We start from the raw sequence: 12,965 nt of genomic DNA on the forward strand, positions 1-12,965 counted from the left end.
GGATATGTGTGTGATAAATAAATGGAAACATGTACAAGTTGATTTGATAATAATGATTTAAATGTCTAGATAAGGGGATGGAGTATGATTGAATTGGAAATTAGGGTGGAGCGTCTTAGGGAAGAAAAAACAGGGAATATTGTATCATTATCTTCTTATATTGGGTGGGATTATAACAGAGAAGAAATTGAGACTATTTTTAACGTAGGGATTGTATACGGTGTTTGGAATGAGAGAGAGGAACTAATTGCTAGCGCGGCAATAATATTATATGGGGAGAAATTAGCGTCTATCGGAATGGTGATTGTACATCCAGATTATAAGGGGAGAGGGATTGGAAAGATAATAACGGAAGCGTGCGTTAAAAGCGTATCAGCTCATACTCCAATTATGCTGATTGCTACGGATGAAGGGAAACCTTTATATGAAAAGTTAGGATTTAGGGCAGTAAGTTATGTTTCTAAATATATTTGTAACTCGTACAATGCAAATCATAAATGCGCAGAAAATGAAGAATATATGATGGTTTATAAAGAGAGTGATTTAGAAGGAATAATAAAAATAGATAAAGGAGCATTTGGGACAAGCCGAAACGAGTTTTTAAAACAAAGAATTATGCAAAGTGAGCAGTGTGTCGTTGTAAAGGATACGAAAGAAAATGTAGTAGGATACGGTATAAGTATACAAACGCCAGAAAATAAAATAATAGGACCAGTCGTTGCTAAAAATAATGCGATGGCAATGAGAATAGTACATGATTTAGCAAGAGGGCATAATGGAAAATTAAGAATGGATGTACCAGAAGGAAAGAACGATTTCATGAAAGAATTAGAGATTGCTGGTTTTAAAAAAGTGAATACACCACCAATTATGATAAAAAATAGTAATCGGTTATTAAAAAGAAATAGTGAACTATATAGTATTGCAGCGCAAATTTTTGGATAAAAAAGAATCCTTTTAAATGAAGGATTCTTTTTTGAGCCAATTTAATCACGATATTGGTCGTGAATAGGTTGAAAAAGATCTTCCTCGACATCTCTAACAACTGAAAAATGATCAACATTATAATGACCATGGAGAATTTTATTATGGTGAGAGATAATTTGCTCTGCAGACAATACGTTAGAATCAGTTGTTGAATGACCGTTTTTAATTAATGTAACGTCAAATCCTTGTACAGTTGCTGTCTTAACGGCAGTGTCAATGCAATGTTCTGTTTTACATCCGCCTATAACAATATGATTAATGTTTTCTTCTTTTAAAAGTTCAAGTAAAGAAGTGCCGTAGAATGAATTGGTTGCTGCTTTATTAATAAAGATTGCAGACTGGGGTACTTGAATTTGATTATGTACTTCAAATCCTTCGCCACTACCAGAAGCAACATCGATATCTCTTACGAAAACAATAAGAGCATTTGAATCTATTGCTTTCTGCAGGGCTATATTTAGTGTAGATAATAGCTCGGTTTTACGAAAAACTTCATTTTCTTGCTCATTTCCATCAATTAATTCTTGCTGAGCGTCGATAATTAATAGTGCTTGTTTCATCGTGTCTCCCCTTTAATATGAAATAAGTTTCACTGTACATATTCCTTCAGATTGTTAGGAAATCCTCTATTGTAAGAGAAGTAGAAGATTGATTTACAAAGTTGTCAAAGAAATTTCATTCTCATAGCGTGTAAAAACATGTATGATAGGAGATGGAGAATTTTTGAGTAGGTGGGAATAACATGCAAACAGTAGAAGATTATCTTTCATTCTTACATACGAAAGGATTTAAATTATCAGAGGAAGCACAAGGGTTTATTATGTTTGGACAAGGATATACTGGTGCGTCTGATGGGATTGTGAACGCAGCAATAGAAGCGACAATTAAACATCAATTGCAGTTTGATGGTAGTTATTTCGTTGCGTTATTAGAACGATTGAAAGAGGAAGAAATTACAGATAAAAAAAGCGCTAAGGCTTTTATGCGGAAGTTACAAGCGTAACTTCACGCAGCCTGCGCTTCTTTTTTTGTTTTGGAAGGTAATTCAACAAAAATCATGCCTAGAAAAATACATAGACATCCGATAATAGCAGAAATAGAAAGTTGTTCATTTGCAACGAGAACGCCTGTTAATGCAGCAAAAACGGGCTCCATTGCGAAAATAATTGCTACTCTCGTTGGAGAAGTGTGTTTTTGTGCCGATGTTTGAATGAAAAAAGCAATAGATGTTGCAAACAGGGCAGTTAGAAAGAGTGCGAATAAAAAGGATTGATTCGTCCATAGTGATACTGAAAATAACTTTTCCCAATCTTCAAACAAGAAAGCGCAAATAGAAGAAAATATACCAACAGCTAATACTTGAGATGTGCTTAATAATAAAGGTGATATTTTTTTAGAAAAGAAGCCGTTAATAAGAATATGGGCAGCGAAAGCGACTGCACAACCAAGAACAAGTATATCTCCTATATTTAATTGGAAAGAATCAGCAGCTGTTAATAAGTACAAACCTGTTGTAGCTACAGCAATACCAAGTACGATGAAAATGGTGGCTTTTTGTTTTAAAAAGATAAAGGATAAGATTGGGACCATAACAATGCTTAGCCCAGTTAAGAAACCTGCTTTTGAAGAAGTTGTATAGAGTAAGCCAAATGTTTGTAATAAATAGCCGACAAATAAGAAGAACCCAACTATTAATCCAGCTAAACTACTATGTTTTAATTCTTGTTTTGAAGTTTTCTGTGAGAAAATAATTTGAACGAATAATAAAATAATTCCAGCGAATAAAAAACGAATACCATTAAACGTAAATGGACCAACGAAAGACATAGCGTTTTGAACGACAACAAACGTAGCTCCCCAAATAAAAGAGACAAATAATAAAGCAAGAGGAGCAATCCACTCTTTTTTCACACTCATACCCCCGTTAATTTTGTAAGATAGCTTTTCTAGCTAATTCATCAGCTACTTTATTTTGACTACTTGGAATCCACTTAATAAAAAAGAGATCGAAGTTTTTTATGTACTGTAGTGCTTCATCTAAAAGAGGTGCAAATATTTTATTTTTTGCGTATTCCTTTTCAACAGCCCGCTCAACAAGCTGCGAATCTGTACGAAAAGAGACAGTGCTATAATTATGCTCAATGCAATATTTTAATGCTAGAAGTAAAGCGCGGTATTCTGCTTCATGATTGGACATTGTTCCAAGTGGTACTGATAATTGTACAGGCGGCTGAATGCCTTTAATAAACACTCCTGCACCAGAAGGACCAGGATTTCCTTTTGATGCACCATCAATATATACTTCAATCAAAATGAGAAACCTCCAAATTATAAGATTATCCCCTACTTAAATGTTTTTTTGAAGTAGGGGATAGAGTAGTTATCCGATTGTGATGCTGTAACGACATGTAAATGTTTCATTCGCTTGTAAAGATTGTATTCCCTTTTTATCCTTGAAATCTTTTGCTGGATTTACTTCATCAGCGATTCCATACCAAGGTTCAATACATAAGAAAGGTGCGTTATCCCCTGGTGTCCATACGCCGACAAATGGAAATCCATCAAATTCTACTTTTACAAATTTATTATGTTTATGAGAACGAATCGAAATTTCATTCGTATTCATATGTTCAAAAATAAGTGCATCATTTTTGAATAAATCGTATGTAAGTGGCAATTCAGTCGTATTTTCAGCGATTAATTGCTTTTTGTTTGAAAGATAAGGTCCTTCTAATACGCTTGTTTCTAAGCGTTCCGAACCATTAAACGATAAGTGATAATCTGTAAATGATTCACCGTCCAATAAAGGGAAGTTGAATCCAGGATGTGCTCCGATTGAGAAGAACATTTCTTTAGAAGTAGGATTGTTTACTTCATATGTTACATGAACACTTTGTCCATCTAGCTCATAAGAAACGAGTAATTCGAATTCGTATGGGTATTTTTTTAATGTTTCTTCATTACTAGTAACGATATAAGTGATCTTTGTTTCGCTTTGTTCTTTCACAGAGAAAGTAAGATCACGAGCGAAACCGTGTTGTGTTAATGAATATGGTTTACCGTCTACGTAGTATGTATTATCTACTAATCGACCGACAATTGGGAACAAAATTGGTGCACGGCGTCCCCAATAAGTAGAATCACCTTGCCATAAATATTCTATGTTGTCTTCTTTTAAGCGAACGCTCTGTAATTCTGCACCTTTGTCAGAAATGGAAACGATCACTTTTTCATTTTGAATTGTTGCTTTCATGAAGTGAAACCTCCTAAATCTTTCATATGTTTTATTATACGTTGTCTAAAAGAAAAAAGGTAGTTCACGATAGGAATCTATTGACGAAAGAGGGGCTACCACGTAAAATATAATCTTGTTGCTTAAAAAACGAATAACGTGGTTCGAAACCATCCCACGTAAAAAAACTAAGGAGATTTTGTCATGAATATTAGAACATTAGTCGGTAATGGTATTTTAGCGGCATTATATATTGCTGTTTCTATGCTTATTCAGCCATTTGGCTTTACGAATGTACAGTTTCGTATTTCAGAGATGTTTAATCATCTCGTTGTATTTAACAAGAAAGCAATTTACGGAATTGTATTAGGTGTATTTTTAACGAATCTCTTTTTCTCACCTATGATCGCTTATGATTTAGTATTTGGGGTAGGGCAATCTATTCTTGCATTAGTTGCAACGATTATTTCTATGCGATTTATTAAAGGTGTTTGGGCTCGTATGATTTTTAATACAGTTATCTTTACGATTACAATGTTTATGATTGCAATTGAACTTCATCTTGCATTTGATCTACCATTTATGTGGACTTGGTTAACATGTGCAGCAGGTGAATTCGTAGTAATGGCCATTGGTATGCCTGTAATGTACTGGATTAATAAGCGAGTACAATTTGAAAGATTTATGTAATAGATGAAAGAGCCATTCCTTATATAGGATGGCTCTTTTTGTATGTGATAATATTGAATATAATTCTTTGACTCTTGATAAAATATAATAAAATAAAGTGAGGCTTCAATTAGCCGGATAAATAAGAAGTCTTATATAAGGGGAATGAAGTATGAAATATAAAATTCATTGGTTGTATAAAACAAAGCGCGGATTGCAGACGGAATTAACGACAGAGTATATGAACATAGAAGAAGTACTTCAATTTGCAGAGGATTTTGAGAAAACAGGAAGAGTAAAAGAATTTTCATTTTATGATGAAATGGACGCAGAATGGTCATTAAAAGAGATGAAAAAGCTGAGTAAGCAAGTGGAGGATGAGCCTCAAGATATACTCGTTTATTTTGATGGTGGTTATGATGTGCAGACGAAAGAGGCTGGCGTTGGTATATGTGTGTATTATAAAAAAGGAAATACAAACTACCGCATTCGCCGCAATGCATATATAGAAGGTATATATGATAATAATGAAGCGGAATATGCATCATTATTATACGGTATGAATATACTCGAGGAATTAGGGATTAAGTATGAAGCGATTACACTTCGCGGAGACTCACAAGTGGTACTACAGCAATTGGCTGGAGAATGGCCTTGTTATGATGAACATTTAAATCATTATTTAGATCAAATTGAACAAAAGGCGAAGCAAATGAAATTAAAACTTATATGTGAGCCGATATCTAGAAAACAAAATAAAGAAGCACATCAATTAGCTACGCAAGCATTGGAAGGAACAGTTATTGATAGTCATAAAGAAATAACTGAATAGAGAGGTGCAAAGGTGGATAAAAAGCAACTCATTACAGAGGTAAATGACTTATTAGAAACGTATTGTGAAGGCTGTTTTTTGCGAGAACATAATCGAAAGACAAATAGTAAATATTATGCCCATTCATTTTGTATACGCCAATGTACAGTTGGAGAAACATTGAAAAAATATGGAGAACAGTTGTCATGAAAAAACATCCAGAGAAAATTCTCTGGATGTTTTTTAGTGTCTTGCTTCGTTTAGTTGATGCTCACATTTATTTAATTTCTTTTCCTCATTCATTAAAAATGGTTCATCTAAATCAGTTGCAACAGATTTCATAATTTCAAGCTGAGAGCGAGCTGCTTCTACAGCAGTAGTAGCATGTTCTAATGTATCTGGATCCATTGAAATTGTTGCTGATCCTACCATTTTTTGTGCTGTTTCTACACGGAATTTCACTTCTTCAAAATCATTTACTTCTGATCCCATTAATAATTCCTCCTTTGATAGTGCGCATTTCACATAGTTTTTGCTCTGTAAAACGGAAATATACAAAGGAATAACAAAGGAGGTTGCCAAGTAAGGCAACCTCCTGTTATATGTTGGATTAAAGTTTTACTACGTTAGCAGCTTGAGGTCCGCGGTTACCTTCAGTAATGTCGAAAGATACTTCTTGACCTTCTTCTAAAGCTTTGTAGCCGTCTCCTTGAATAGCAGAGAAATGTACGAATACATCGTCAGCGCCTTCCATTTCGATAAATCCAAAACCTTTTTCGTTGTTAAACCATTTTACTTTTCCTTGCATGTTACAATTCCTCCTAAAAGCGTTTACTATTTTCATTTAGTGAAATTCATTTAAAAAATAATATAAACTAAAAATGCTATATTCTTGAATATTCTGCTAAATGATTAATTTAAATATACACGAATTGGGAGAATTTAGTCAAGTAAGCGATTTTATTTTTTTGTATTTTTAAATAATTTTTCAGTCAAATTTTTAAATAGGTATAGGACAGGCCAAGTATGTAATATTCTTAATTGAATGCTATACATAATGAGGTGAAAGAATGAATAAGTCTTACTTATTAGATAATGAAGGAATGAGAACGAGAACCGACATACCGGATTGGGTTGCAAAAGAATTTGAGATTTTTTCAAGTGTCGTGTTAGAACCAACTTTTCCATGCTATTTCGGTTTAACAGCTTTGAAAAAGAATGAACTTCGTTATTCATTTCTTTCTCATAATGATTGGAGTCATTTGCCGCATACAATGTTATCTTTTTTAGAGTTAATGAAAGAGAGACCGATTGTAAGAAGGGGCTTTTTCCTTTTTGTAGAACCGGAATGTGAAGAACAATCACTCGAATATTACCGTGATTCTTTTTGGAAAGTGTTACAGTATTTACATGAAAACGATAATGAAGCATGGCCAAAGCAAATTCCTGAAGACCCAGACCATTATTTATGGGAATTTTCATTTGGTGGTGAGCCAATATTCGCATTTGGAAATGCGCCAGCTTATAAACAACGAAAAACTAGACATTTAGGGAATTCTCTCGTTATTGGGTTTCAGCCACGCACTATTTTTGATGGATTAGAGGGAGATCGTCCTAAAGGAGCATATTCAAGACAAATGGTCCGTGAGCGAGTTGAAAAGTGGGATCAATTGCCGAAACATCCTAACATTAGTCATTATGGTGACCCAGAGCATCGTGAATGGAAACAATATTTCATAGGAGACGATGTAGAGCCAATAAAAGGGAAATGTCCTTTTCTTCATAGGATAGAAAAGTAAGAGCCATCATCTAGATGGCTCTTTTGTATATTTTGGATAAAAAAGGGTATTTTATTATGAAAGCTAGTCTATTTTTTAAAATTACATCATTAACTAGTAGTAAAGAGAGTAGAAAGGATAGAGCGATGATTGGAGCAATTATACAGCAAATCGTATTAGGTATATCATTAGCTGCGCCAGTAGGGCCGATTAATATTGAAATGTTAAAACGAGGAATTGAACGTGGTTTTTGGCACGCTTGGGTTGTTGGAATTGGTGGAATGACTGCAGATGTTTTATTTATGCTTCTCATTTATTTCGGTTTATCTTCTGTGTTTATGTATACATATGTACAAGCCTTCATGTATTGCACGGGTTTTTTCTTGTTATTTTATTTAGGATTTCAAAGTGTAAAACAAGGAATTTTCGAATCGAATATGGAATATAAAAAAGAAGAGGTAGGTGGCCTTAAGCAATCGTTTATGGCAGGATTTTTAATTGCGATATCCAATCCATTAAATCTTGTTTTTTGGTTTGGTATATACGGAAGTACACTTAGCTCATTACTTACGAAGGTAACGAAACAAGAAGCTTTTTTGTACAGTCTTTGCATTATTGTTGGTATTATTTTATGGAATTTAAATATTGCTTTTTCTGTACATTTTGGAAGAACTTTATTAAAACCAAAAGCGCTTGGCTACATAACAGCCGGAGCAGGTATTATTTTAGTAGGTTACTCTATCCATTTTGCATACAAAGCTTTACAGTTGTTCACATAAGATTGAAGGGGAGATTTTTATGTATCGAACCACTATTGACGGAAAAGAAATTATAATTACGTTAGCGCCAAAAATCCGAAAAGAAATTACTGATAGAAATCCACTATATGAAGCGGTATTTCATAATGCTGCAAGATTGTTACAAACAAAGCAACCGACGTTTGCAGTAAATCATGAAATATTTGGGCTCATTATTGGAGAAGTGCAAAGAGGAGAAGTAACAGTGTTTGCAGTGGAACATATTATTCCGAAGCAAAATATATTTGGACCAAACAATTTTTTCTCGACAATAGAACAGCAGGCAAATTTGTAAAGTGAATAGAATAAGAATAGAAAAGAAATAGTCGTAACGATATGTTGCGGCTGTTTTTTTGGAAAAGGGGGAAACAAGATGAAGAAAGTGGGGAAAGAGTTCTTTTTACAACATGATATTGTTATTATGTATAGCATTCTATTTATTTTCATTATTATTTTAAAAATGCAATTTTTTACGTGGTTTGGCATGTTAGCATGTATGTTTGGGATTGTTTTCTATACACTTAATGAATATATGACACATCGTTTTTTATTCCATATAAAGCCACCTAAAAACACATTTCTATTAAAAATGTTAAGAAGATTGCATTATGATCACCACGTATATCCAGATGATTTAAAACTTTTGTTTTTACCTGTATGGTTTAGTATACCTAGTTTTACTATATATTTACTTATAGCATATGGTATTACAAAAAGTGTTACTATTGCACTTTCATTTGGAATCGGAATGATTATTATGCTGCTCGTTTACGAATGGAAACATTATATTGCTCATAGACCGATTCGTCCCGTCACTAAGTTTGGAAGATGGCTAAAAAAACAACATATATTACACCATTATAAAAACGAAAAGTTTTGGTTTGGTGTTTCAAATCCAGTATTCGATTTTATATTTGGAACACTTAAAGACGGAAAAGATGTTGAGTTAAGCGAAACGGCTCGTAATTTAGAAAAGGAAAAAAAGACAAAAGTAGTGCGTTAAGCACTGCTTTTGTCTTAATGAGGATAAATAAGTAAGGTGTCACTTTATTTTGAAAAAGTATATTAAAAATTTAGGGGAAATTGCCGAAAAATGTCTATCAAAAAATCTTTGCATGAATGCATGGATTGTCTAAAATGAATATAAGTTTCTGAATATTTATAAAATTTAGTCTTTAGGTATGCAAGGGGGAAGTGTATTTTAAGTAAGAGAGGGGATCGGTTAATGAAACGAGACGATACGTCAGCACGTAAGTTGCAAAATGAGGTGAATTATACAGAGGTCGTTCAGTCGGAAGAATTTCAATTGTTATTAAATACGAAAAAGAAGTTTATCATTCCAATGAGTATTTTCTTTTTTAGTTTTTTTATCGCATTACCTATTCTAACATCGTATTCAAAGGTGCTTAATACACCTGCATTTGGAGACGTTACATGGGCGTGGGTATTTGCTTTTTCCCAATTTATTATGACATGGGCACTATGTATGATTTATAGCAAAAAAGCAGAATCATTTGATGAAATCTCCCGAAAAATTTTGCAAGATATGCAAAAAGGGAGGGGCTGAATTTGAATACTACTGCATTTGCACTATTTTTAATTATTGTTCTTGGTACGCTCGTCATAACCTATTTTGCATCGAAAAAAACGAAAAATGCGAGTGAATTTTATACGGCTGGAGGGGGATTAACTGGTTGGCAAAATGGTCTGGCCATTGCTGGAGATTATATGTCTGCTGCTTCATTTCTCGGTATAGCTGGAGCAATCGCATTAACTGGGTTTGATGGATTCTTTTATAGTATCGGTTTTTTAGTTGCTTATTTAGTTGTACTATATCTTGTTGCAGAACCGCTTAGAAATTTAGGAAAGTACACTTTGGCGGATATGATTGCAGCACGCTTTGACGCGAAAAAAGTTCGCGGAGTTGCAGCTCTTAATACGATGACGATTTCTATCTTTTATATGATTGCACAATTAGTTGGCGCGGGTGCACTTATTAAATTATTATTAGGGATTGAATATACGACATCTGTATTAATCGTTGGAACACTTATGACGGTGTATGTTATTTTTGGTGGTATGACAGCAACGAGCTGGGTACAAATTGTAAAGGCTGTATTACTTATGGCCGGTACGTTTATTATTTCTGTTATCGTTTTCGCAAAATTCAACTTCAGCGTGACTGAAATGTTTGCCCAAATGAAAACAGCTACACCATTAAAAGATTCATTTTTAAATCCAGGTGTAAAGTATAAGGATGGCCTTGATACACTTTCTTTAAATTTAGGACTAGTACTTGGTACAGCTGGATTACCACATATACTTGTCCGCTTTTTTACAGTACGTGATGCAAAAACTGCACGTCAATCTGTCGTATATGCGACATGGTTAATTGGTGCATTTTATATTATGACGATTTTCTTAGGATTTGGTGCGGCAGCGTTTGTAGGAAATGAAGCGATTATTAAAGCGAATCCAGCGGGTAATATGGCAGCACCTTTATTAGCCAAAGCGTTAGGTGGAGACTTCTTATTTGCTTTCGTATCAGCAATTGCTTTTGCAACAATTTTGGCTGTAGTGGCAGGTCTCGTATTAACGGCAGCATCAGCATTCGCTCATGATTTTTATAATGAGATCATTCGCAAAGGAAAATCAACGGAAAAAGAGCAAGTATCTATGGCTCGTTATGCATCTATTGGGGTAGCGATACTATCTATCATACTTGCATTATTTGCCCAAACATTAAACGTAGCATTTTTAGTATCATTAGCATTTGCAGTTGCAGCGAGTGCAAATCTACCAGTGATTTTATTTACAATATATTGGAAGCGTTTTAATACAACGGGTGCTATTTCCGGTATGATTGTAGGTCTCGTATCAGCTATTGTTCTCGTAGCGTTGAGTCCGAATGTTTGGAACCCTGTAGCTGGAAAAGCTATTTTTGTTGGGAAAGCGATATTCCCATATACGACACCAGGAATTATTTCAATTTCGCTTGGATTTCTTGCAGCGTATTTAGGAACTGTTTTATCTAGTAAGAAAGAAGATGCAGCGAAATTTGATGAAATTCTCGTGAAATCTAATACTGGTCACGGTATTAGCGATGCGTCTTCACATTAAATAAAAGAGGAGCTTTTCGATAGATAAGAAAAGCTCTTTTTTCTTTTGTCATTTTCTTGTAAATATTACTGATTTATAAGTAGGATTTGTCTTAATTTTGTGGAATGAAAATAGCAGGGAGAAATTTAAGTCATCATGGCACCAGCGCAGCTTTTGTGAAAAATAAGTTGTTATGGAAGGTGGAAGTAATGATGAAAACGAAGCAAACTGATGAATTATTAGCAAAAGATGAGCAATATGTTTGGCACGGAATGCGTCCCTTTAGTCCAAATAGTACAATGGTAGGGGCAAAAGCTGAAGGGTGCTGGGTTGAAGATATACAAGGAAAAAGATATTTAGATGGTATGAGTGGTCTTTGGTGTGTGAATAGTGGATATGGAAGAAAGGAGCTCGCAGAAGCGGCTTATAAGCAATTACAAACATTATCATACTTTCCAATGTCACAATCTCATGAACCAGCTATAAAGCTTGCTGAAAAATTAAATGAGTGGCTTGGGGGAGAGTATGTTATTTTCTTCTCAAATAGTGGTTCAGAAGCGAACGAAACAGCTTTTAAAATAGCAAGACAATACTATGCGCAAAAAGGTGAACCACATCGTTATAAATTTATGTCACGTTATCGTGGGTATCACGGGAATACAATGGCGACAATGGCAGCGACGGGACAAGCGCAGCGTAGATATCAATATGAACCGTTTGCTTCAGGCTTTTTACACGTAACACCACCGGATTGTTACCGTATGCCTGAAATTGAAGGGCAGCATATTTATGATGTAGAATGTGTGAAAGAAGTCGATCGTGTTATGACGTGGGAATTAAGTGAAACAATTGCCGCTTTTATTATGGAACCAATTATTACAGGTGGGGGCATATTAATGCCACCACAAGACTATATGAAAGCTGTTCATGAAACGTGTCAAAAACACGGCGCGCTACTTATTAGTGATGAAGTGATTTGTGGCTTCGGTCGTACAGGAAAAGCATTTGGATTTATGAATTATGATGTGAAGCCAGATATTATTACGATGGCAAAAGGGATTACGAGCGCATATTTACCATTATCTGCAACAGCTGTGAAAAAAGAAATATATGAAGCATTTAAAGGGAAGGGAGAGTATGAATTCTTCCGACATATTAATACATTTGGTGGAAATCCAGCAGCTTGTGCATTAGCCCTTAAAAACTTAGAGATTATGGAAAATGAAAATTTAATTGAGCGATCTGCGCAAATGGGTTCCCTTTTATTAGAGCAACTAAAAGATGAAATTGGGGAACATCCGCTTGTTGGGGATATTAGAGGAAAAGGTCTATTAGTTGGAATTGAATTAGTAAATGATAAAGAGACGAAAGAGCCAATTGATAACGACAAAATCGCAAGTGTCGTAAATGCTTGTAAAGAAAAAGGGCTTATTATAGGACGAAACGGTATGACGACAGCAGGATATAATAACGTCTTAACATTAGCACCGCCGCTTATTATTTCAAGTGAAGAAATTGCCTTTGTTGTTGGAACGTTGAAGACGGCGATGGAACGTATTTAATAAGTAGAGAGAGGAGCGAGCTTTAATATA

Annotated in this window: 18 protein-coding genes and 1 riboswitch; of the genes, 12 read left to right on the forward strand and 6 right to left on the reverse strand. The window is 34.6% G+C overall.

Annotated features, from left to right (window positions below; genetic code table 11):
• Positions 1 to 84 precede the first annotated feature (84 nt).
• Complete coding sequence (locus NST86_RS08170; protein ID WP_086423756.1) at positions 85 to 945, forward strand: GNAT family N-acetyltransferase; 861 nt, start codon at positions 85 to 87, stop codon at positions 943 to 945.
• Between the two features lie 41 nt (positions 946 to 986).
• Here the strand turns inward: NST86_RS08170 and NST86_RS08175 are convergent, their stop codons facing one another.
• The gene (locus NST86_RS08175; protein WP_016117507.1) at positions 987 to 1,547 is read right to left on the reverse strand and encodes a cysteine hydrolase family protein; all 561 of its coding nucleotides are present in this window, start codon (positions 1,545 to 1,547) and stop codon (positions 987 to 989) included.
• Between the two features lie 182 nt (positions 1,548 to 1,729).
• Between NST86_RS08175 and NST86_RS08180 the strand changes: the two genes are divergently transcribed.
• Positions 1,730 to 1,990 (forward strand): DUF6123 family protein, encoded by a 261-nt coding sequence (locus NST86_RS08180; protein WP_001195212.1) that lies wholly within the window; start codon positions 1,730 to 1,732, stop codon positions 1,988 to 1,990.
• 2 nt (positions 1,991 to 1,992) lie between these two features.
• Here the strand turns inward: NST86_RS08180 and NST86_RS08185 are convergent, their stop codons facing one another.
• The 3 genes from NST86_RS08185 to NST86_RS08195 form a co-directional block, all read right to left on the reverse strand.
• Positions 1,993 to 2,898 carry a DMT family transporter gene (locus NST86_RS08185; protein WP_000712602.1) on the reverse strand — a complete coding sequence of 302 codons (906 nt, stop codon included), beginning with the start codon at positions 2,896 to 2,898 and terminating at the stop codon, positions 1,993 to 1,995.
• A gap of 13 nt (positions 2,899 to 2,911) precedes the next feature.
• Positions 2,912 to 3,298 (reverse strand): reverse transcriptase-like protein, encoded by a 387-nt coding sequence (locus tag NST86_RS08190; RefSeq protein WP_061664219.1) that lies wholly within the window; start codon positions 3,296 to 3,298, stop codon positions 2,912 to 2,914.
• Positions 3,299 to 3,367: 69 nt separating this feature from the next.
• Positions 3,368 to 4,240 carry an aldose 1-epimerase family protein gene (locus tag NST86_RS08195; RefSeq protein ID WP_086423757.1) on the reverse strand — a complete coding sequence of 291 codons (873 nt, stop codon included), beginning with the start codon at positions 4,238 to 4,240 and terminating at the stop codon, positions 3,368 to 3,370.
• A 132-nt stretch (positions 4,241 to 4,372) separates the two neighbouring features.
• Positions 4,373 to 4,417, forward strand: a riboswitch (PreQ1 riboswitch).
• A 6-nt stretch (positions 4,418 to 4,423) separates the two neighbouring features.
• Between NST86_RS08195 and NST86_RS08200 the strand changes: the two genes are divergently transcribed.
• From NST86_RS08200 to NST86_RS08210, 3 genes are all read left to right on the forward strand, one after another.
• Positions 4,424 to 4,909, forward strand: a complete 486-nt coding sequence (locus NST86_RS08200) for a QueT transporter family protein (RefSeq protein WP_001026471.1) — start codon at positions 4,424 to 4,426, stop codon at positions 4,907 to 4,909.
• Positions 4,910 to 5,060: 151 nt separating this feature from the next.
• Positions 5,061 to 5,720, forward strand: a complete 660-nt coding sequence (locus NST86_RS08205) for a ribonuclease H family protein (RefSeq protein ID WP_016117509.1) — start codon at positions 5,061 to 5,063, stop codon at positions 5,718 to 5,720.
• Between the two features lie 12 nt (positions 5,721 to 5,732).
• Positions 5,733 to 5,909 (forward strand): zinc-finger domain-containing protein, encoded by a 177-nt coding sequence (locus tag NST86_RS08210; protein ID WP_000358801.1) that lies wholly within the window; start codon positions 5,733 to 5,735, stop codon positions 5,907 to 5,909.
• Between the two features lie 33 nt (positions 5,910 to 5,942).
• Here the strand turns inward: NST86_RS08210 and NST86_RS08215 are convergent, their stop codons facing one another.
• Both NST86_RS08215 and cspB read right to left on the reverse strand, forming a co-directional pair.
• Positions 5,943 to 6,191 (reverse strand): DUF2564 family protein, encoded by a 249-nt coding sequence (locus tag NST86_RS08215; RefSeq protein WP_000534392.1) that lies wholly within the window; start codon positions 6,189 to 6,191, stop codon positions 5,943 to 5,945.
• 118 nt (positions 6,192 to 6,309) lie between these two features.
• The gene (cspB, locus tag NST86_RS08220; protein ID WP_001161731.1) at positions 6,310 to 6,507 is read right to left on the reverse strand and encodes a cold shock-like protein CspB; all 198 of its coding nucleotides are present in this window, start codon (positions 6,505 to 6,507) and stop codon (positions 6,310 to 6,312) included.
• Between the two features lie 262 nt (positions 6,508 to 6,769).
• Between cspB and NST86_RS08225 the strand changes: the two genes are divergently transcribed.
• The 7 genes from NST86_RS08225 (at position 6,770) to NST86_RS08255 (ending at position 12,935) form a co-directional block, all read left to right on the forward strand.
• A complete protein-coding gene (locus tag NST86_RS08225; protein ID WP_001043770.1) occupies positions 6,770 to 7,498 on the forward strand; it encodes a YqcI/YcgG family protein in 729 nt (242 codons plus the stop codon).
• Between the two features lie 14 nt (positions 7,499 to 7,512).
• Complete coding sequence (locus tag NST86_RS08230; protein WP_001196839.1) at positions 7,513 to 8,256, forward strand: LysE family transporter; 744 nt, start codon at positions 7,513 to 7,515, stop codon at positions 8,254 to 8,256.
• 19 nt (positions 8,257 to 8,275) lie between these two features.
• On the forward strand, positions 8,276 to 8,569 hold the full coding sequence (locus NST86_RS08235) for a hypothetical protein (protein WP_000286361.1): 294 nt from the start codon (positions 8,276 to 8,278) through the stop codon (positions 8,567 to 8,569).
• 78 nt (positions 8,570 to 8,647) lie between these two features.
• A complete protein-coding gene (locus NST86_RS08240) occupies positions 8,648 to 9,277 on the forward strand; it encodes a sterol desaturase family protein (protein WP_000755396.1) in 630 nt (209 codons plus the stop codon).
• 222 nt (positions 9,278 to 9,499) lie between these two features.
• Positions 9,500 to 9,841 carry a DUF485 domain-containing protein gene (locus tag NST86_RS08245; protein ID WP_000817366.1) on the forward strand — a complete coding sequence of 114 codons (342 nt, stop codon included), beginning with the start codon at positions 9,500 to 9,502 and terminating at the stop codon, positions 9,839 to 9,841.
• 2 nt (positions 9,842 to 9,843) lie between these two features.
• A complete protein-coding gene (locus NST86_RS08250) occupies positions 9,844 to 11,394 on the forward strand; it encodes a solute symporter family protein (RefSeq protein WP_340933488.1) in 1,551 nt (516 codons plus the stop codon).
• A 191-nt stretch (positions 11,395 to 11,585) separates the two neighbouring features.
• Entirely contained in the window at positions 11,586 to 12,935 is a 1,350-nt protein-coding gene (locus NST86_RS08255) for an aspartate aminotransferase family protein (RefSeq protein WP_000850959.1), read from the forward strand.
• Positions 12,936 to 12,965: the final 30 nt, after the last annotated feature.

The sequence above is a fragment of the Bacillus sp. FSL L8-0199 genome (assembly GCF_038005705.1).
Lineage (GTDB): Bacteria > Bacillota > Bacilli > Bacillales > Bacillaceae_G > Bacillus_A > Bacillus_A cereus.

What these genes read in the sequence shown, in the direction of transcription:
- NST86_RS08170 (WP_086423756.1), top strand. Translation starts at nt 85, where the DNA reads ATGATTGAATTGGAAATTAGGGTGGAGCGTCTTAGGGAAGAAAAAACA.
- NST86_RS08175 (WP_016117507.1), bottom strand. Translation starts at nt 1,547, where the DNA reads ATGAAACAAGCACTATTAATTATCGACGCTCAGCAAGAATTAATTGAT.
- NST86_RS08180 (WP_001195212.1), top strand. Translation starts at nt 1,730, where the DNA reads ATGCAAACAGTAGAAGATTATCTTTCATTCTTACATACGAAAGGATTT.
- NST86_RS08195 (WP_086423757.1), bottom strand. Translation starts at nt 4,240, where the DNA reads ATGAAAGCAACAATTCAAAATGAAAAAGTGATCGTTTCCATTTCTGAC.
- NST86_RS08200 (WP_001026471.1), top strand. Translation starts at nt 4,424, where the DNA reads ATGAATATTAGAACATTAGTCGGTAATGGTATTTTAGCGGCATTATAT.
- NST86_RS08205 (WP_016117509.1), top strand. Translation starts at nt 5,061, where the DNA reads ATGAAATATAAAATTCATTGGTTGTATAAAACAAAGCGCGGATTGCAG.
- NST86_RS08215 (WP_000534392.1), bottom strand. Translation starts at nt 6,191, where the DNA reads ATGGGATCAGAAGTAAATGATTTTGAAGAAGTGAAATTCCGTGTAGAA.
- cspB (WP_001161731.1), bottom strand. Translation starts at nt 6,507, where the DNA reads ATGCAAGGAAAAGTAAAATGGTTTAACAACGAAAAAGGTTTTGGATTT.
- NST86_RS08225 (WP_001043770.1), top strand. Translation starts at nt 6,770, where the DNA reads ATGAATAAGTCTTACTTATTAGATAATGAAGGAATGAGAACGAGAACC.
- NST86_RS08230 (WP_001196839.1), top strand. Translation starts at nt 7,513, where the DNA reads ATGGCTCTTTTGTATATTTTGGATAAAAAAGGGTATTTTATTATGAAA.
- NST86_RS08235 (WP_000286361.1), top strand. Translation starts at nt 8,276, where the DNA reads ATGTATCGAACCACTATTGACGGAAAAGAAATTATAATTACGTTAGCG.
- NST86_RS08240 (WP_000755396.1), top strand. Translation starts at nt 8,648, where the DNA reads ATGAAGAAAGTGGGGAAAGAGTTCTTTTTACAACATGATATTGTTATT.
- NST86_RS08245 (WP_000817366.1), top strand. Translation starts at nt 9,500, where the DNA reads ATGAAACGAGACGATACGTCAGCACGTAAGTTGCAAAATGAGGTGAAT.
- NST86_RS08255 (WP_000850959.1), top strand. Translation starts at nt 11,586, where the DNA reads ATGAAAACGAAGCAAACTGATGAATTATTAGCAAAAGATGAGCAATAT.